The organism is Tsukamurella sp. USMM236, assembly GCF_037148755.1.
In the GTDB taxonomy this organism is placed as follows: Bacteria; Actinomycetota; Actinomycetes; order Mycobacteriales; family Mycobacteriaceae; genus Tsukamurella.
On sequence record NZ_JBBCSS010000007.1, the window covers coordinates 211,602 to 231,877 of the forward strand.

The window sequence follows — 20,276 nt, forward strand, 5'->3', positions numbered from 1 at the left end:
TTGAGCAACGAAATCACTCACGACGGGCGAGAGTAAGGCGACGCTACACTAAGCCCGTCGACATGGGGAGCAACCGGACATACCTGACGCGTCAGAGAACCAGGACCGCGACGACCGTCGCGGGCACGGCGAGCAGCAGGCCGTGGAACGCGAACCGGCGGGCTGAGATCCGCACTCCCGCGCGGGCGCACCTCTCCCGCCAGAGCAGCGTCGCCAGCGAGGCCCACAGCGTCACGATCGGCGCCACCCCCACGCCGATGAGCAGCGCCATGAGGCGTACGGGATCGCCGTCGGCGACGGGCTCGAGGGCCAGGTACGCGGGCAGGTTGTTCACTCCGTTCGCGGCCAGGGCCCCGACGCCCGCCACCCGCAGCAGGTCCGACGGTGCCGTGCCCGCCCCCGCGACGTCGCGCAGAACACCCTCGAGGCCCACCGCGAGGAGCACCTGCACCCCGGCGAAGACGGCCGCCAGGATCAGCACCATCCGCCACGGCACCACGATCTCGCGGAGCCGCTCCGGCGCGCGAACGGCCACCGCCCCGGCCAGGACGAGCGCGGCCACCGTCGACGCCGCGGCGGGCGGGACACCGAGCGCGAAGGCCGGCCCCAGGGCGAGGCAGACGGCCGCGGCGACGCCGAACAGGACCCGATCGGCGGGCGCCTCGAAGTCGGGGATCTCGTACCGGCCGCGCAGGTCCCGGCGGTGCAGCAGCCACAGCACGACGACGGTGACCGCGATCGCCGCCAGCGCGGGCCGCCAGGACAGCGCGACGTACGCCCGCACGCCGCCCTCGAGGTGGTAGACGGCGAGCAGGTTGGTGAGGTTCGAGACCGGCAGCAGCAACGACGCCGTGTTCGCGAGCCAGACCGTGGTCATCGCGAAGGGCAGGGGCGCCAGCCCGAGTCGCGACGCCGCGGCCAGCACGACGGGTGTCAGCAGCACCGCGGTGGTGTCGAGGCTCAGCACGATCGTCGCCGCGCAGGCGGCCGCAACCGTGCACAGCCACATGAGCGGCACCCGGCCCCGGCCGAGGCGCGCCGCGAGCACGCCGAGGGCGTCGAACACCCCTGCCAGCTGCGCGATCTCGGCGACCACGGTGATCGCGAGAAGGAAGACGAGAACCGGCGCGACCTGCGCCGCCACTTCGGCCGCGTTCACGCGCCGTCGGTGCGCAGGCCGTCGAGCACGGTGCGGGCGGTGGTCATCCCGATTCCGGGCACCTCCACGATCTCCTCGAGGCTGGCCTCGCGGAGCTTGGTCACCGAACCGAAGTGCTGCAGCAGCGCGGTCTTGCGGGTGTCGCCGAGGCCGGGGATCGCGTCGAGCGCGCTCGCGGTCATCCGCTTGGACCGCTTGCTGCGGTGGAAGGAGATGGCGAACCGGTGCGCCTCGTCGCGCACCCGCTGCAGCAGGAACAGCGCATCCGAGCTGCGGGGAAGGATCACCGGGTCCTCGTCGCCGGGGACCCACACCTCCTCGAGCCGCTTCGCGAGGCCCACCACCGCCACGTCGGTCACGCCCAGCTCGTCCAGCACCTCCTGCGCGGCGGCTGCCTGCGGCGCGCCACCGTCGACCACGAAGAGGTTGGGCGGGTACGCGAACCGGCGCGGGCGCCCCGTCTGCGGGTCGAGCGCGGCCTCCGGGGCGAGGTCTCCGCCGTTGTCGTCGCCCTGCCGCCCTGCCTCCGCGCCGCCGGCGTCCTCGGTCTGCCGGGCGTCCGCGCGGTGGCGCAGGAAGCGGCGACGGGTGACCTCGGCGATGGACGCGACGTCGTCGCTGTGGCCGCCGCCCGCGGCCTCCTTGATCCCGTAGTGCCGGTAGTCGGACTTCTTCGCCAGGCCGTCCTCGAAGACCACCAGCGAGGCCACCACGTCGGAGCCCTGGATGTGGCTGATGTCGACGCACTCGATGCGCAGCGGCGCCTCGTCGAGGTCCAGCGCGTCCTGCAGGCCCTGCAGCGCCGCCGAGCGGGCCGTGAGGTCGCCCGAGCGCTTGAGCTTGTGCTGGTGCAGCGCCTCGACGGCGTTGCGCTCCACCGTCTCCATGAGGGTGCGCTTGTCGCCGCGCTGAGGGATGCGCAAGGACACCCGAGCGCCGCGGAGCCCCGACAGCCAGTCCTGCAGCTCGTCCGCATCGTCCGGCAGCACCGGCACGAGGACCTCGCGCGGCACGGGATTGACCGCGCCGTCGCCCGACTGCTCGGCGCGCTCGACCTCCTCGCCGTAGAACTGGGTGACGAACTGCTCCAGCAGCTCGGCGTGCTCGTTCTGCTCCGCGTCGCCCGGCTTCTCGACGACCCAGCCGCGCTGGCCGCGGACGCGGCCGCCGCGGACGTGGAAGATCTGGACGGCGGCCTCGAGCTCGTCGGCGGAGAAGGCGATGACATCGGCGTCGGTGCCGTCGCCGAGCACCACGGCCTGCTTCTCGACGGCCTTGCGCAGGGCCGCCACGTCGTCGCGCAGCCGCGCGGCGCGCTCGAAGTCCAGGTCCTCGCTGGCGGCCAGCATGTCGTTCTCGAGCTGCTTGACGAGGTTGTCGGTCTTGCCGGCGAGGAAGTCGCAGAAGTCCTCGACGATCTGCCGGTGCTCCGCGGCGGTGACCCGCCCGACGCACGGCGCGGAGCACTTGTCGATGTAGCCCAGCAGGCACGGGCGGCCCATCTGGTTGTGCCGCTTGAAGACCCCCGCCGAGCAGGTCCGAGCGGGAAAGACCCGCAGCAGCAGGTCGAGCGTCTCGCGGATGGCCCAGGCGTGGCTGTAGGGGCCGAAGTAGCGCACGCCCTTGCGTCGCGGGCCGCGGTAGACGTACAGCCGCGGGTACTCCTCGTTGAGCGTGACCGCCAGCATCGGGTACGTCTTGTCGTCCCGGTAGCGGACGTTGAACTGCGGGTCGAACTCCTTGATCCAGTTGTATTCGAGCTGCAGCGCCTCGACCTCGGTGCCCACCACGGTCCACTCGACGGACGCGGCGGTGGTGACCATCTGGTAGGTCCGCGGGTGCAGGCCGAAGACGTCGGCGAAGTAGGAGTTGAGGCGGCTGCGCAGGGACTTCGCCTTGCCGACGTAGATGACGCGGCCGTGCTTGTCCCGGAACTTGTACACGCCGGGCTGCGTGGGGATGGTGCCCGGTGCGGGACGGTAACTCTGCGGGTCGGCCACCCGTCCAGATTAGGACGGACGGCCGACAAGTCCCGGTGCGGGCGGGGCGGGAGACCCGGTATCAGGCGGTCGCCGCGGGCGCCGCGGTGACGCTCCCCGCGGCACGACGGGGCGCGCGGGGACGCTGCGGGACCATGCTGCGCGAGGCGAGCACGTCGTCGGCGGCCAGGCCGAACCGACGGCGATAGGCCTCCGCGTCGATGCCGTGCACCCCGAGATGCGGCACGAGCATCGCCACCCACAATCCGCACAGGTGGCACTGCACCCGGTCGCCGTCGTCCTCCAGCAGGCTCTCGCGGGAACGCAGCAGGTCGCCGAGGGCGTCGACGTAGTCGTCGTGCGCGGCCATCCGTTCCAGCAGCTCGGCGACCCGCTGGTCCGTGGCGTCGATACGCGTGCGGAACTGCGGCGGGCTCAGGTGCTCGAGAACGCATCGGCGCAGCTCGAGGTAGTGGTCGAGCAGTCCCTCGCGCTCCATCGCGTGCTCGAAGGCGGTGCGCGGGGCGGCGTGCCCGTCGTGCTCGGTCCGGGCGCCCCACCGCGCCGGCGTGCGGGTCGAGCCGCGCCGCCGCCCGCTGATCCGGCCGTGCGCCGCGACGTGGTTGTCGACGCTCGCGAACCACAGTCCGCACGCCGGGCACTGTTTCAGCGCGCCGCCGGGGGCGTTGACGGCCGCCGGCACGGTGAACGCCGTGGGGTCGTGGCTCCACGCGTCGATGATCGCGACCGTCACCGACGCGGCGTCGGTGCCCACGCGGTCCGCGAGCCGACTCGGCCCGAGCCCGTTCGCGGCGGCCCAGTTGGCGGCCTCGGCCCAGCTGCCCCAGGGCGCGTCCGGAGGCAGTTCGGTCAACGGGACACCCCGGCCGGGCGACGGGGCCTCCAGAGAGCCTTCCAGGGCGCTCGGAGAGGCACGTGGGCGCACGGGTCGACCGCTCTGCCGTGCCGGTTCGACGGTCCGCTGCCGGTTGGCGCGCCGGGGCCGCGGCGTCTTGGGGCGCTGCCGGCCCCGCCGGTGCACCACCCGGTGCGCCTCGACGTCCGAGAACCAGATCCCGCATTCGGGACACTGCGCGACGCCGACCGGCGGCACCGCGGCGGGCGGGCGGGTGAACAGGTGGGGGAACCTCGTCCACTCGTCGGCGATGGCCAGCAGAGCGTCGATCCGGGTGACCCCTTCACGCTGGGCGATCGCGCCCACGCCGAAGCCGCCGGCCGCCGCCCAATTAGCAGCGGCGACCCAGCGCGGATCGTGAGACTGCTCGGGCATGCCTTTCAGAATGCATCATTGTGTCAACCCCAGGTGTTCTGACACGCCCGTCCGGTTCCCTATTCGTGGACGACGGAGAGGTCTCCCACGGCGTGCTGCGCGCGCAGGACCTTCTTGTCGAACTTGCCGACGGAGGTCTTCGGGACCTCTGCGATGAAAGCCCAGTTGTCGGGGATCTGCCATTTCGCGAACTTCCCGCCCAGGTGATCCTGCAGCTCAGCGATGGTGACATCGGCGCCCGGCTGGAGGACGACCGCCACCAGCGGCCGCTCGTCCCACTTGGGATCGGGCACGCCGATCGCCACCGCCTCGAGCACCGCGGGGTGCGCCATCACCTCGTTCTCGAGCTCGACCGAGCTGATCCACTCGCCACCGGACTTGATCACGTCCTTCGAGCGGTCGACGAGGGTCACGTAGCCGTCGGCGGTCAGCTTGCCGATGTCGCCGGTGCGCAGCCAGCCGCCCTCGAACTTGTCGGCGCCGACGGCTTCGGAGCCCTCCGGGCTGTAGTAGCTGCCGGTGACCCAGGGGCCGCGGACCTGTACCTCGCCCTGCTCCCCACCCGCCGGGACGACCTCGCCGAGGTCGTCGACGAGGCGGCCCTGGACGCCCGGGAAGAACCGGCCCTGCGTGTTCCGGTAGGCCCAGGCCTCCTCGCCGGTCACGCCGCGCGGCGGCCACGCGATGCTCGCGAGCGGCGAGGTCTCCGTCATCCCCCAGGCCTGGACCACTTGCACGCCGTGGCGGTCGAGCGCCTTGGCGAGGCTCAGCGGGACCGCGGAGCCGCCGCAGGCGATGTGCCGCAGGTGGCTGATGTCCTGGGGGTGCGCGTCCAGGTGGTTGACGATGCCGATCCACACCGCCGGGACCGCGGCGGAGATGGTCGGCTTCTCCTCCGCGAGGAGGCGGGCCATCGGCTCGGGCTGCAGGTAGCGGTCCGGCAGGATCAGGGAGGCGCCCGACATGAGCGCCCCGAACGGCGTGCCCCAGCTCATGGCGTGGAACATCGGCACGATCGGCAGCACGGTGTCGTCGGGGCCCATGCCGAGGCCGTAGCTCGCGCACACGGCGGTGGAGTGCAGCCAGATGCTGCGGTGGCTGTACATGACGCCCTTGGGGTCGCCGGTGGTCCCGGAGGTGTAGCAGGCGGCGGCCGCGGCGCGCTCGTCGATCTCGGGCCAGTCGTACTCGTCGGCCTGGGCGTCGAGCAGGTCGCGGTAGTCGTGCAGCTGCACGCCCGACGGCGCCTCGACCAGGCTCTTGTCGCCGTCCACCACGATGACGTGCTCGATCGTGGTCATCCCGCCGATCGCGGCGTTGAGCTGCGGGATCAGGCTGCCGTCCGCGATGATCACGCGGTCGGCGGCGTGGTTCGCGATGTAGGTGATCTGGTCCGGGAACAGCCGGATGTTGATGGTGTGCAGCACGCTGCCCATCGCGGGGATCGCGACGTAGGCCGTCATGTGCTCGTTGTTGTTCCACTGGAAGGTGCCGACGCGGTCGCCCGGGACCACGCCGAGGGCCTTGAGCGCGTTCGCGAGCCGGGCGGCCTCGCGCCCCATCTCGCCGAAGCTCATCCGGGTGGTCTTCTCGGGCGTCCACGTGGCAACCTCGGCGGCGTCCGCGTACCACGTGGTGGCGTGGCGGAGCAGCGTCGCCAGCGACAGGTGCTCGTCTTGCATGGTGGAGATCAGGGGCAGGATCCGCTCGGTCATAGGGCATGCGTACCGCATGTCCGACGGTGCGCGGCCCGGTTTCGGCCAGCTCACCGGGACGCCTCAGGCGACCGATCGGAACAACTGCAGGTCCGTCGCGGCGCCGAGGCCCGACTCGAGTCCCGGTTCCGGGCTCCGCCGCTCCCCCGGCCGCCGGTCGCCCGGCCGCCAGTCGTCGAGGAGGACCCGCACCGTCCAGCCGGTGAACTGCCCCGAGTCCTCGTCGAAGCCCGACGGCTGGGAGACCTCCAGGCGGACCGTCGCGCCGTCGTCGCAGTAGAGGAGCACCCAGGTGCCGGCGAGCGCACCGTCGGACCGCGTCGCCGGGCGCAGGACCGAGAGCGGGAACAGCACCTCGTCGGGCCGGAAGGAGTCCGCGGTGGCCGTGCCCTTCCGCCGGACCACGTGCGGTCCGTGCACGGATCCCGCGCTGCCCGTGGCCGCGTCGCCGCTCATCACCGTGAGCTTGCGGCGGCTGGCGATGTGGCGACTGGCCGGCTGGCCCCGCCTGTTGTCCGGGAACCACCGTCCCGTCGACGCGAGCCGCCGGCGCAGCTCCGCGACGAGCTCGACCCAGCGCACGAAGCCCGGCGCCATGGGCGGGGCGAAGTGGTCCAGCGCGCCCGCGGCGCGCTCCCCCGCCGCCACCGCGGCGTACAGGTCCTCGATCTCGATGTCCATGGCGCGCAGGAAGTCCGCCGCCCGCTCGGGCGGGACGATCTGCGCGGTGAGCAGTGGCTGCAGGTCCGACATCGTGCCCCCTTCGACGATGCCCGAACGGTATCGCGGGCCACTGACACTTCCCGTGCTCCCAGCGACCTCACAGCGAACTCCACGGCGCGAGCGTGAATCGGCCGATACCGTTCATTTCGTCGCGGAGGCCGACTCCGCCGGAAGGACCGTCATGCGCACCTACGAGGGACGCCCCCTACCCCGCCCGCACGAGGAGGTCGTCGACCAGGGGCTCGGTTTCGACCTCGGCACGTTGATGAGCCGACGGCGGATGCTCGCCGCGCTCGGGATCGGTGCCGCCGGGATCGGGCTGGCGGCGTGCGGGACCGACGCGCAGAGCGGACCGTCGACCTCCATGGCGGCGTCCTCGTCCACGACGGGGACCACGGCGACGCCGTCCAACCTCGCCGAGATCCCCGAGGAGACGGCGGGCCCGTACCCCGGCGACGGGTCGAACGGGCCCGACGTGCTGGAGATCGACGGCGTGGTGCGCAGCGACATCCGGCCGAGCTTCGGCGCGATGTCCGGCACCGCGGAAGGCGTACCGACCACCCTCGAGCTGACGGTGCGCGACCTCGCGCGCGACGGTGCGCCCTTCGCCGGCGCCGCCGTGTACGTGTGGCACTGCGACCGGGAGGGCCGCTATTCGCTGTACACCGCGGGCGCCACGGACCAGAACTACCTGCGCGGCGTCCAGATCGCCGACGCGGCCGGGGTCGTGCGCTTCACCAGCGTCTTCCCCGCCTGCTACGAGGGGCGGTGGCCGCACGTCCACTTCGAGGTCTACCGCGACCGGGCCGACATCACCGACGCGGAGAGAGCGATCGCGACCTCGCAGCTCGCGTTCCCCGAGGAGGTCTGCGACGCCGTCTACGCCACGTCCGGGTACGAATCCTCCGTGCGAACGATGAGCCGCGTGTCACTGGCCTCCGACAGCGTCTTCCGCGAGGACGGTGCCGAGCACCAGTTGGCGACCGTCGCCGGCGATGTGACGTCCGGCTATCGCGTCTCACTCCCGGTAGGCGTGGATACCCGGACCGCTCCGAAGGTCGCGAACATGCCCAGGCAGGCGGCTGGTGATCGCCCGCCGTAGGACACCCTCACTCTGGGCGGAGAAGCGCCCTCCCTGCCGCGCACCTCTCGCGTGCATCTTCCAGGGCAGCACGGAGGCCGTCGGCGAGCTGGGCCTGTCCACCGCCCGCGACTTCGATCAGTTCTGCAGTCTCGGAGACGCGCGCCTCCCATTGCTGGAGAGCAATCTCGTGGACCTGCTCGACGAAGGTATCGACGTGCCCGCGCCACGCAGCCGCCTCGGCCCGGGCCTGAGCGTGGTTGATCAATGCTTCCTCGACCAGTGGGGCCACCCGATCGATGACGAAGTCCGCCCCGGCGTTCACCTTCCCGACACGACCCGCTTGCGCCGCGATGAACTTTTCCAGGTCACCGATTCCGTCGAGCCCGGTGGAGCGGAAGTGTGAGATCAAGGGAACGCCGACGACGACAGCTTGCACGACGTACGGCGCATACCGCCTCAACTTCTCGTGCACCTCGGGCGCCTCAGCATCGTCGACCTCGTAATCGATTGCCGCCGAAACGAGTTCATCGAGCTTCTGCCAGTTCGGGCTCTGACGTTCGGTCCGCGCGCTGCGATTGACGTCGTTCGCGAGGCGGTCGAGCTCACCTGTTTCCTGCGTAATCCACGAGTTCAGCGAACGCGAAAGATCCTTCCTCACATTGTTCCAGGAGTCCTGGTTCGCAGCGTATCCGTCACGCGCGGATGCTGCCAGGATGCCACGCAGGCTGGCCATCGCCGCTGCATCGAGGTGCTCGAGCTCATCGCGCCAGGCCTGGGTGGCCTGTTCGACGAGGTGTGCTTGCGCCGACGCCGCCTCCATTTCCGGGAGTTGCGTTTCGATGTCGTCGCACACGTCGCGAACGATCGTGCGCCAGTACCTGTCCTCGGCGGATCCCCGCAGGCTCACGCTGTCGGGCACGATCCCGTCGAGCGCGGCCGCAAGGTCTCCCATGCCGTCCCATGCTCGGTTGGACTCCCAAACGGCCGGGTCCGGGTCGTGCTCGCTGGCGGCGTACTGGAATCCGTCCGCAGCGACTACGAAGACGGGCACGTCCTCTGCAAGGGCGAACGCGGCTCGCAGCTCGGCCCGTTTTCTGCCCGCAAGGTCGCTGTAGCCGGCAGGATCCGTCTCCGGATCCACACCGGCCTCGTCGAAACGCGAGATGACGAACCAGAGAGTTCCCGGATCCCACCCTCGGGCCAGAATCGTCCGCAGCACGTCGAGCTCACCTGTGGCCAGCTGCGGCGTCAGGACGACCACCAGCACATCAGTGGCCATGGACGAGGCCAGCGCGTGCGCGGAGTTCGACAGGCCCCGTGCGTCACCTGCTCCCACGGCAAGTCCAGGCGTGTCCCGCAGCCTGATGCCGTGCACTCCCGCCTCGTTGACATCGAAGGTCTCGTGCCGGGCGCTGATGGTGAGCCAGTCTGGCACGTCCACGCCCGCGTCGACCAGAAGGCGGCGGATGAGGCTGCTCTTACCCACGTCGTACGAACCGAGGACCGTGACGACGGGCCGCGGATCGCCGATGAACGCCACCCATTCCTCAACGGCAGAGCCGTCCTCGGCCGCTTCCTCGTACCACCGTTTCGCATGTTCGATATTCATCGTGTCAGTCCTTCACATTCTCGATGAGGGTCAGGTCCGCCGCGTCCGATAGGAGCTCGGAGATGCGAAGGCGCTCCGCGTGCAACGCCTCCCACTCTGCGAAAGACTCAGCGTGCGTGACGCGAATCTCCTCGCGCAGGTCGCGCACGGTCGTTGCGAAGTCCGAGAGAACTGCGCCAGGACCGGGGTGTTCGTCGTCGCCACGCATCACCGATTCCACCAACTCTGCTGATCTCGCACGCAGCCGTTCCTCTGCTTCGACCTTCGCCTCGCGCATCTTGTCCGCTGCGACGGAGTCAGCGTGAAGCTTGTATGAGTCGAGCCCCACTGCCACGAGGCTCAGAATCGGCGCGAACTTGCCGACTGCCTTGCCCGCGTTCACCGCGCCCCACGGCCGGAACTTCACGCCGACCGCCTTGCCGATGGCGTAGACGGCATCCCTGTTCCCCAGCGCCTTGGCAAGTCCGGCGGATAGCCTGAATGCGCTGGATCCCGCAGCCGCGGCCCCGCTGCCCTGGCCACCCGGCGCACCGATGAAGTCGTCGGCTGCTCCTCCCGGCCGCATGCCTGCGAACTCGACGCGCGTGAACTCCAGTTCACGCCGGATCGCCGACGAGTGTTCCTCCACCAGATGCTGGCTCTCCGTAGCGATGACTTCGAACAGGCGCTCAAGATCGCGCGAGAAGGACTCGTCGAGCCACCCCTCAACGGCGTCCCTCAAGCCGCTGCCGTCGCCCGGCGCGATCTTCCGTATCTCGTCGATCGTGCTATCCGCCCGGCGGCGCACGACTTTGGCGATCCGCTCTCGCACCGAATCCTCCAGGGTTCGCGCCTCGTTCTCAGCTGCAGTGAGAGCACGCATCAGGTCCTCTGTCACGCCGGACTCGTGCTCGAGCTGCCGGGATCGATCGTCGACCACCCGCCCGCGACGCGCCAGGATCTCGCATGCCTCGTCGATGATTCCCCGCGTAGCGCCGGAACATGCTGCACCACGGCTGAATCCGAGCAGCGCACTCTTGAGGGGGTCGATGCCGTCCCACGACCGATTCTCGTCGAACTCGGACGGTACGACGGTGGCCCGATCCGCGTACTGGCCGAACGGATCGCCTGCCACCAGGTGAACCTGCAGGTCGTCGATATCGAGGGACAAGGACGCGAGCGCTCCCCGCAGTTCGGCGGCCTTGAGCTCCTTGAGGCGCGCGAAGTCCTCGGGCACGATAGTCGGGTCCGCTCCCAGTTCGTCGGCCCGGTTCACCAGGAACAGCACCCTCCGTCCCTTACCCACGGTGAGGTCGGTCCCTGTCACGATCGACTCGAGCAGCCCAGTGTCGCCGATCATCAGGTTGACGTGCACAACGACGATCACGAGCGCAGCGCTGACCGTCGCCGCGAGTGCGATGGAATCGTGATGCGCCCGCCCACTCTGGAACCCGGGACAATCGATGATGCGAAAATGCCCCGCGTCGCAGACCTGAACGGTGTCCGTCGCGACAGCGCCGGAGATCCGGAGCTCTCGCGGCTCAGTGGCGCCTACCTCTGCCAGAAGTCGTTTGACCAGACTGCTCTTGCCCGCGCTGTAGTCACCCACCACCACGACCGACGGGACGCCGTCGAACGCGGCGAAGATGCTCTCGATCCGGCCGTTGGTCTCGTCGTCCACCACGCCGCCGATCCGTGAAAGCCACTTGTCCAGGCGTTCTTGGTCCACAGGGGTCCAGGCTCTGGTGATGAAGCGGTCCAACCGCATCCGCTCGTCGGCGCGCACTGCAGCGAGGTGATCGAGCACCTCCGCGCGGGTCTCGACCGATGCCGCGTCTGTGGCATCGATCCAATCCTCACCCAGCCAGACATCTGCCGAGGTAAGGGCACGGGCGGAATCTCGCCTCCGGCTCGCCATGACCTCGGCGACCGCACCATCGATGACCTCCCGCGGCTCAGGCGAGCGACGGATCCGGTCACGGCTCTGAGCTATCCCGATGTTCGCCGCCGGGACGGACTGCGCGTACCGGTTCAGGTTCACCACGTGTTCCAACGCCTCGATGACGTGTGGCGCTGCAGCACGCCACTTCTGCTCGCGAAACGCGCGACGAAGATCCGCCTCCACCGTGTCGAAGGACTCGTTCACCGCATCTCGCACGCCCTGGAGTGCACGCGATCGGTGCCGGGCACCGTCCTTCTGTCCATCTGCGCTGAGCTTGTCCCCGAGAGCTCCCGCTGCCGCGCTCACAGCGCTCAACCCGATGACCGCCGTACCGCTCACCCACCCAGCAGGATTCCAGAAATTGGTCACCGCGGGCAGCACGAGCACCCCGCCTGCCGCAGAGGCACCGATACCGACGACCCTCAGAACACGTCCGAAAACGCCCTTCAACCCACCGTCGCGTCGGGCACCCGCCTCACCACCGAGCGCCACATCCTGATCGCCCTGCGCGAGCACGATGCTCACCCTGCGGTTGAGAAACGCACCTGCGGCAGCCCACATCTCGGCGACCGCCACAGTGAGGTCCTCGCGGTGGCGTTCGTACACGTCTCGGATGTCCTCGGCTGCGGTGTCGTCCCCGTTCTCGAGGTTTGCGCCCACCAGGGTCTCGACCTCGTTCAACACCAATTGCCGTGGCGCTGCTAAGTGCTTCTCCACGAGCCTCTCGAAGTATCGGTCGATGGACCCGCTCGCTGTTCCGAGATACGGACCACCACGTGCCTCCTCAGCGTCCGCGAGGATCGGCGCACTGTCACCGAGTAGATCCGACCGGTTCTCCTCGTCCGGGTAGCCCAGGACCTCGATCAGCTTCATCGCCGTGACATCGGCCAGCGCGATGCGATCCTCCACATCACCGACCATGGCCGCGAGGTCGGCCGAGGCTCGGTCTGCGGCCCCCCGCAGCCCGTCTCGCATCGATGCCCTCCGCAGATCCGCAGCACCGTGAGCGATCGTGCTCACGATGAGTTGTTCGAGCGTCGGAAAGTTCGAACTCGCGAGCAGGTAGTCAGTGCCGAACTGATCCCGTTCCACGGCGAGGCTATCCGCCGCCGGCCCCGAGTAGGGCTCGGACGCTCGCGCAAAAAGGGCCCGCTGAGCGTGGTAGGCAACGATCGGCGTGCCAGTGAGCCCTATCCGGTCGAGCTCGGTACGGATATTGCCGGCGTGCTCGGCTACAGCGCGCGACAGCGTCTTCCGCGCTGCCACCGCGGCGAGCCTCCGCGAGTGGCGCCAGCGTGGATTCCGCACGTTCAAGACCGCTATCACGGGCTTGCCGAACTCCTGGACCCACGCCGCGATCTTGCCGAACTCCGACGCCTGCTGGCTCTGGCTGTCGAAGCAGAGGAGAACCAGGTCCGCCTTCTCGACGGCCCGCCGCGCTCTGCTCTCAAGAATCGAGCGACGCTCCTGAGCGGAGTCCTTCGACGAGACCTCAGTCCCCTCGCCGCTATCTGGCCGCCCCCAGCCATTGATCCCCGGAGTGTCCCAGAGCTGGCACTTGTTCCATGCGACAGGGGTGACCTCGGTGGTGAAGTCACTGTGTCCGTCTGACACACGCGCGCCATCCAGGTGCCCCAGGATGGATAGCAATGTGCTTTTCCCTGCCCCGGTGCGGCCGAAGAACGCGATGTTGAACGTTTCGCCCTGCTCGGCATCACCGATGAGTCCGGCGGATACCAGGGCGAATTCCGTGAGAATCCGGCGAAGCTCGCTGCTCTCGGCCATCCCGGGCGTACGCACCGATTCGATCGCGGACCGGATGTCAGCGACAACGCCGCGCAGTTCGTCGCGCTCGGTCTCTGCCTGTTGGACCGCATCGTCGATCGCACTTTCCAAAGGTGAATTCACCATGCTACGAAGGCCCACCGCTTCGAATGCTTCGCAGACGGGACTGAGCGCTCCTGAGCACGACCTGACCACATTTCTTCAGCCATGCGCGACATCGTAAGGCGCATCTCCGACATGTTTCCGACCGTTTTGCAGCGTAATGCCCGTTGCCGAAGAGAGACGCAGCTCTGATTGATATCGTCGCCGGGGAGATCCCGCGCGCCCGCGCGGGTGGGGTGTCGGGAGGTTCCAACGGTGGGTGGCGAGGATCGCTGGATCGAGGTCACGCCGTCGAACTACGCCCACGAGACCGCCGGCCTGCGGTTGCTCCGCGAGATCTTCCCGAACACCTCCCCGTACCGCGCCTGGACGAACTTCGAGTTCATGGACGGCCAGGGCCAGTGGCACGAGATCGACGCCGCGATCCTGGGCCGCGGACGTCTGCACCTCATCGAGATGAAGTCCTACGCCGGCCACCTCACCGGCACGGAGCAGACGTGGACGCGACGGTTCAATAGCGGCCGCACCAAGACGGAGCGTTCGCCGCTCATCCTCACCCGCCGCAAGGCGCAGCGACTCTCCTCGCGCATCAAGGACGAGGCCCGCAAGGTCGCGATCGAGCACGGCCTCGACCCGAACAAGGTCGACCGCGCACTCCCCTGGATCCAGGAGTGCGTCTTCCTCCACGGCGACGACTTCACGACCGACCTCAGCGACCTGGCCCGCTCGAGCCTGTTCGGCATCGACGGCCTCGAATCCGTGACCGGGCTTCCCGGGATCTCCACCCGCGTCCTCGAGCCTCCACGCGATCGCCAGCCGATCCACGAGGACATCAGCGTGATCGTCGGCTTGGCGATGCGCGCTATCACCGGCCACCGCCGCGCGGAGAGGCACGCGGGCTCGTGGACCATCACCGGCCAGCCGCTCGCCGCGGGCGACGACTGGCAGGAGTGGGAGGCGCAGCACCAGACCACGAACTCGAAGGCCCGCGCGCGCATCATCAGCATGCCTCCCGGCACGCCGACGCAGGCGCGGCTCGCCCGCTTCCGCGCGATGAACCGCGAGTTCACGCTGCTCGAGGGCCTCCGCCACGAGTCGATCGTCTCCCCCATCGATCTCCCCCAGGACACGCACGGCAACACCGTGATCGTGTACCCGGAGATCGAGGGATTCACGCCCCTCGACCTGTATCTCGCCGAGCACGATCTCACCGCCGACCAGCAACTCGAGGTCCTCCAGCAGGCCGCCGACGCGCTGGCCTACGCGCACCGCAACCACGTCGCGCACCGCGGGCTCACTCCCGGCAGCGTGCTGGTGAAGGTCGACGACGGTGCCGTATCCGTGAAGCTGGTGGACTGGACCTGGGCGGGCAAGATCCACCAGGGCACCGCCACACCGGGCACGGCCCTGGGATCCGCCGAGCAGCCCACGCAGAACGACGTCTTCCAGGCGCCCGAGGATCGGTGGGCGCAGGACGCCGACCGCGTCGCGATCGACATGTTCTCACTCGGCGCACTCGCCTACTTCCTCCTCTCGGGCGGTGACGCGCCTGCGCGTGACCGGGCCGAGCTCCTGAACCGCCTTCGCCAGGAGGGCGGGCTCGACCTCGCCGCCTCGGGTCGGTTCGTCGACGGTGCCCTCCGCGATCTGGTCCTCAAGGTCACCTCGCCGCAGGCGACGAAGCGCACGAAACCGATCACCCCGAAGGACGAGACCTTCGGCGCCCAGGAGTTCGCCGGCGCGCTGGCCAACCACCGCAAGAACACCGCCGACGACATCCCCGAGGTCGATCCGCTCAACCCCGCCCAGGATGACGTGATCGATGACCGATTCGATGTGGTCAAGGTGCTGGGCGCGGGCTCCACGGCGCGCGGCATCCTGGTTCGGGACCGCGAGGCAGACGATGCGGAGCGTGTGCTGAAGGTCGGCATCGACGACGGTGCCGCCTCGCGCCTGGCCGACGAGGCCGAGACCCTGCGTTCCGTGGCCGACCTCGCACCGTCCTTGACGGGGGTCGTCCGGCTCATCGAGGGACCGAAGCAGTTGCCGCGCGGCCGAACCGCACTGCTTCTCACCTACTGCGGCCAGCAGACCCTGGCCGATCTGGTGCGCTACGACTCGGTTTCGGAGAATCGCCTCAAGCTATGGGGCACAGAGCTGCTCAACACTCTGATCGGCCTCGACGAGGCCGGCATCACTCACCGCGACATCAAGCCGTCCAACCTGGGCCTGTACCGCGAACCCGGACGCAACACACAGCCACGCCTGGTGCTCTTCGACTTCTCCCTCGCCCGGGCGTCGGCGGATTCGATCGAGGCGGGCACTCCTCCGTACCGGGACCCGGACCTGGGCATCGGCACCCGGCGCGCGTACGACTCCGCCGCAGAACGCTATTCAGTGGCCGTGGTCCTGTACGAGATGGCCACGGCGTCCACGCCGCTGTACGGCGACGGGCGGAGCGACCCCAGCGCCCTCACCGACGAACCGACCATTGAGGTGGAGGACTTCGTCGCGCACGACTTCGCTCCAACGCGCGCACAGGCCCTCACAGAATTCTTCCGCCGCGCGCTCGCGCGAGACGCGCGAAAGCGCTTCGATACGGCTGCAGCGATGCGCGAAGCGTGGACCGCGGTATTCGCAGCGAAGGCGCAGGACGCGCCACCGCCTGCTTCCACGACGAAGGCCAAGCCTGCCCGGCCGGAAACCACGTCGCCTCCGCTGACCAGCCTGACCGGCATCACGGACGCGATGCTCACCGTCGCGGGGACAAAGGCGTCGGGAGTCCGGCGACAGCTGGTCGCCCTCCTGCTCGGCACCCACGAGCAATCCCCCTCCGATCCCTTCGAGTCGTACGGCCGGCTGGCTGGCATCCTGGAGGTGACGCCGGGCCGGATCGCGCAGATCTTCATGGAGTTCTCCACGCTGTGGCAGAAGAATCCGCAATTGAACAGCACGATCGAGAAGATCTACAGCTCGGTGATCGCGCTGCTGGAGTCCTCCGGCGGAGTCTCGACACCGGATCTACTTGCCCGCGAACTGGTTGCAGGCTTCGACGACTCGGCGGATCGGATACTGGAGCGCCGCGCACTCGGGGTCCTGCGCATCGCCCTCGCGTCCGGGCTCGACGCCGACGGTGCGCGGATCAGCCCGGTCCGGCGGCAGGCCACCGGCAGTGTCGCGATGCTCACGCTCTCCAAGCAGGCCCAAGCACTACCCCGGGAGTTGGCGAAGGCGGCTGAGAAGCTGGTCGACGGTGCCGAATCCGACGGCCGGTTCCTGGTCGGTCCCGCCGAGGCGACCACCGAGCTGCGCCGAGCCGCGGCGAAGGTACTCGGCGATACTGCAGACCAGGTGGAGGTGCCGACGCACGTCCTGCTGCGGATTGCGGCCACCTCGTCCGCGGAAATCGCGCTGTCCGCTCGCGATGAGCTGCATCGGATCCCTCTGGATCCAAAGGCTGCGCTGCGAGAGGTCCTTGCGGGCGCGTCCCGCACCGAGACCTTCACGGTGAAGACGGTGCGCTCGCGGATCGCGGCGCGATTCCCGCACGCGGCGCCGCTACCGTCCGGCGATGCGCTGCACGCACTCGTTGAGGACGTGCTTCCCGGCACGGAATGGAACGCGGATGAGCAGTGCTTCCAACGCAAGCCCGATCCGGACCAGTTCACGAAGGTTCCGACCTACACCACGCGGACGGCCGCACCGACGCAGTTGCAGTCCGGTAGCGAGCTGGAGGTACTGCTGGCTTCTAGCTCTCGCGACCGGACATTCCGCGCGATCGGAGTTCCACTCGGCGACACCGATCGCGTCGCCGAAGCGATCGCCGCGCGCTTCGGCGCCGTCCACATCGACGTCACCGAGGTGCTGCTGAGCGAGATGCGCGCCCGCGCTGCTGCGGCCGGCATGCCGTGGGAGGCGATCGTCGCCGCCGATTCCGGCGCGTCGACCGATCGGGAGGGCCTGCGCGGCTTCGTGTCCCAGTGCGTACCTGCCATAGCGGATCGCGTCGCAGGAGCCGGCGCGCCGGTCGTCCTCACCGACCTGTCGACGCTCGCAGCATACGGCCAACTCGGTGTGCTGCAACGCTGGGTGGACGTGACGAATCCGCCGCCGCACGCGGTCTGGGCCCTGGTGCCGCAGCCGGAGGAGTCCGGTGGCCGGCCCGGTGCCAGGATCGACGACATCGCGCTCCCCCAGTCCGCGCCCGAGCAGTTCGTCCAGGCATCCGACGACGATGTCCGTGCCCTGATCTCCACCTCCACACCTAGTTCCCCCGAGGAGTCTGTTCGATGACCGTCGCCACCACGTCCGGTGCCGAGCTGAACGCTGCGCTGAAGCCGCAGCTGAAGGCGCTCGTGGAGGACATGCGAGCGCGCCTGAACGACGACGAGGTCGGTGCCCTCGCCGAGTGGCAGGCGACCTACGACGAGGCGCGCAAGCAGGAACGCACCGCAGTCTCGTGGACGGACTGGTCGGAGGACCAGCTCACGCAGGCGGCGGTGGGCTGGCTGCTCACCTCGGTGTTCGTGCGCTTCTGCGAGGACAACCTGCTCCTCGGCGAGACGGGCGTGTGGATCACCAGCCCAGACCACACGCTGCGCCAGCGCGCCCTCGACGCGGAGAACAGCTTCTACCGCAGCAACCCCGACGCCTCGTACCGCGAATGGCTGCAGGTGGCCTTCGATGAGCTCGGCGCGCACCGCGCCACCGAAGGCCTCGTGGATAGCCAGGCCGCGATCCACATCTTCGCCCCGAGCTCCGACGCTGTGCAGCGACTGTTGGAGTTCTGGCGGGCGATCGATGACGACGGTGCTCTCTTCTGGACCTTTGCGGATCCCGACCTGGAGACCCGCTTCCTCGGCGACCTGTACCAGGACCTCTCGGACTTCGCGAAGAAGAAGTACGCCCTCCTCCAGACCCCGGTGTTCGTGGAGGAGTTCATCCTCGATCAGACGATGGAGCCCGCCCTCAACGACCGACCGCTCGAGGGCTTCAAGATCATCGATCCCACCTGCGGCTCCGGCCACTTCCTCCTCGGAGCCTTTCAGCGCCTCCTCGGACGCTGGCGCGCGCAGGCCCCCGCGATGGAGCCGCGGGCCCTGGCAGACAAGGCCCTAGAGTCCATCTACGGCGTCGACCTGAACCCCTTCGCCGTATCCATCGCCCAGTTCCGACTGCTCGTCGCCGCCATGCAAGCCTCCGGCGACACCTCACTGATCGGCCTCCCCGCGTTCACGATCAACGTGATCAACGGCGACTCCCTCCTCCACGGCCCCGAGGCCGGCGGCCGCGACGCCCTCGACTATGGCGACGTAGCGTTCGACAAGGACGCCGTCGTTACCGGCTTCGCCTACAGCACTGAGGACCGCACCAAGCTCGCCCAGTTCCTCGCTTCAGGTCAGTACGACTGCGTCGTGGGCAACCCTCCGTACATCACGGTCAAAGACAAGGCGCTCAGCGCGCGATACCGTGAGATCTACAACTACTGCAAGGGCAAATACGCCCTGACAGCCCCCTTCATGGAGCGCTTCTTCTCGCTCGCCAAAACCGGCGAACTTACGGGTTGGGTTGGCCAAATCACCGCGAACTCATTCATGAAGCGCGAGTTCGGCGCACCAATCATCGAAAACTTCCTCGCCAACCTCGATCTACATCTTGTCGCAGACACATCCGGTGCATACATCCCTGGCCACGGAACACCCACCGTTATCCTGGTCGGACGCAACGGGTCCGCCACCAACGATACTGTCCGAGCAGTCCTTGGTGTGCAGGGCGAGCCAGGCACTCCCACTGTCCCTGCACAAGGAAAAGTGTGGTCCTCAATCGTCAATCACATCAACAACCCTGGCCACGAGGACCAATGGGTTTCGATCACCAACGTCCCCCGACAGGTACTCGCCACTCATCCGTGGAGTCTATCGGGAGGTGGCGCGGTGGAGCTGAGTGCGGCCATCGAGCAACACACTTGCGGCACTCTAGGCGACCGTGTCAATGCCATCGGCTTCGGCGCCGTCACCGGCGAGGATCCCGCCTTCATGTTGGGAAGATTGATGTTGACGCGAGCCGGCATAGACGAAAACCACCGACGTCCTATCGTATCCGGCGATGAAGTTCGCGACTGGTCAACAACCAATTCGATAGAGTCCCTATGGCCATACCGCGAGTCAGATCTACGCGCGGAGTCCAACAACGCCATCGAGCGGCTACTTTGGCCCGTGCGCCAGAATCTTCGGTCGCAAATCAGTTTCGGAGAGACCAAAGAACAGCGCGGCTTGGAGTGGTTTGAGTATTCCATCTTCTTCACCAAGCGATATGCCGTCCCACTTTCGATCACCTTCGCCTTCGTATCCACCCACAACCACTTCGTCCTCGACCGCGGCGGCAAGGTCTTCAAGCAGTCCGCCCCCGTGATCAAACTCCCCGAGGGTGCAACCGAAGACGACCACCTCCGCCTCCTCGGCACCCTCAACAGCTCCACCGCCTGCTTCTGGCTCAAACAGAACAGCCACGACAAGGGAAACGGCGGAATCGGCGGCGGAATCGGCGACGAAAAGTGGGAACCGCGATACGAGTTCACGGGAACGACCCTGCAGGATTTCCCCCTACCCAAGGAACTTCCGCTCACGCGTGCTGCACACATTGACGCCCTGGCGGCAACTCTCGCCACGAAGCAACCAAGCAAAATCATCGCGCAGGAGGCACCCAACTCACACCAACTGGATGAGGCCTGCATCCAGGCCGAGCGACTGCGCGCCCAACTCATCACTGAGCAAGAGGAACTCGACTGGGAGACATACGGGACTGGTGCACGGTTAGGTGACATCTGATCTGGCTTGCCCCGGGAGGGCGGCCTGGAAGGATGACTACTGTGCCTAAGCCTTATCCGAAAGAGTTCCGTGATGATGTGG

10 protein-coding genes are annotated in these 20,276 nt (G+C 68.4%); 3 read left to right on the top strand and 7 right to left on the bottom strand.

Annotated elements, in window-relative coordinates; translation table 11 throughout:
* Window positions 1-91: 91 nt before the first annotated feature.
* The 5 genes from WFK95_RS20995 to WFK95_RS21015 form a co-directional block, all read right to left on the bottom strand.
* Window positions 92-1,159 carry an SLC13 family permease gene (locus WFK95_RS20995; RefSeq protein WP_336671836.1) on the bottom strand — a complete coding sequence of 356 codons (1,068 nt, stop codon included), beginning with the start codon at window positions 1,157-1,159 and terminating at the stop codon, window positions 92-94.
* Window positions 1,156-3,159 (bottom strand): excinuclease ABC subunit UvrC, encoded by a 2,004-nt coding sequence (gene uvrC / locus WFK95_RS21000; protein ID WP_336671837.1) that lies wholly within the window; start codon window positions 3,157-3,159, stop codon window positions 1,156-1,158. The genes WFK95_RS20995 and uvrC overlap by 4 nt, the downstream gene beginning before the upstream one ends.
* A gap of 61 nt (window positions 3,160-3,220) precedes the next feature.
* Window positions 3,221-4,429, bottom strand: a complete 1,209-nt coding sequence (locus tag WFK95_RS21005; RefSeq protein WP_336671838.1) for a MucR family transcriptional regulator — start codon at window positions 4,427-4,429, stop codon at window positions 3,221-3,223.
* Between the two features lie 59 nt (window positions 4,430-4,488).
* Complete coding sequence (locus tag WFK95_RS21010) at window positions 4,489-6,144, bottom strand: long-chain fatty acid--CoA ligase (protein ID WP_336671839.1); 1,656 nt, start codon at window positions 6,142-6,144, stop codon at window positions 4,489-4,491.
* A 63-nt stretch (window positions 6,145-6,207) separates the two neighbouring features.
* On the bottom strand, window positions 6,208-6,897 hold the full coding sequence (locus WFK95_RS21015) for a hypothetical protein (RefSeq protein ID WP_336671840.1): 690 nt from the start codon (window positions 6,895-6,897) through the stop codon (window positions 6,208-6,210).
* Between the two features lie 151 nt (window positions 6,898-7,048).
* Here WFK95_RS21015 and WFK95_RS21020 point away from each other — a divergent pair, with 151 nt between their 5' ends.
* Window positions 7,049-7,969: an intradiol ring-cleavage dioxygenase gene (locus WFK95_RS21020; protein ID WP_336671841.1), complete on the top strand. Its 921-nt coding sequence runs from the start codon at window positions 7,049-7,051 to the stop codon at window positions 7,967-7,969.
* 7 nt (window positions 7,970-7,976) lie between these two features.
* Here WFK95_RS21020 and WFK95_RS21025 read toward each other — a convergent pair whose 3' ends face one another.
* Window positions 7,977-9,560: a GTPase domain-containing protein gene (locus tag WFK95_RS21025; RefSeq protein ID WP_336671842.1), complete on the bottom strand. Its 1,584-nt coding sequence runs from the start codon at window positions 9,558-9,560 to the stop codon at window positions 7,977-7,979.
* Between the two features lie 4 nt (window positions 9,561-9,564).
* Window positions 9,565-13,392 (bottom strand): GTPase, encoded by a 3,828-nt coding sequence (locus WFK95_RS21030; RefSeq protein ID WP_336671843.1) that lies wholly within the window; start codon window positions 13,390-13,392, stop codon window positions 9,565-9,567.
* A gap of 231 nt (window positions 13,393-13,623) precedes the next feature.
* On the opposite strand from WFK95_RS21030, the gene WFK95_RS21035 reads away from it, so the two are divergent.
* The gene (locus tag WFK95_RS21035; protein WP_336671844.1) at window positions 13,624-17,661 is read left to right on the top strand and encodes a protein kinase domain-containing protein; all 4,038 of its coding nucleotides are present in this window, start codon (window positions 13,624-13,626) and stop codon (window positions 17,659-17,661) included.
* On the top strand, window positions 17,658-20,195 hold the full coding sequence (pglX, locus tag WFK95_RS21040) for a BREX-2 system adenine-specific DNA-methyltransferase PglX (RefSeq protein WP_336671845.1): 2,538 nt from the start codon (window positions 17,658-17,660) through the stop codon (window positions 20,193-20,195). The genes WFK95_RS21035 and pglX overlap by 4 nt, the downstream gene beginning before the upstream one ends.
* The last annotated feature ends 81 nt before the right edge of the window (window positions 20,196-20,276 follow it).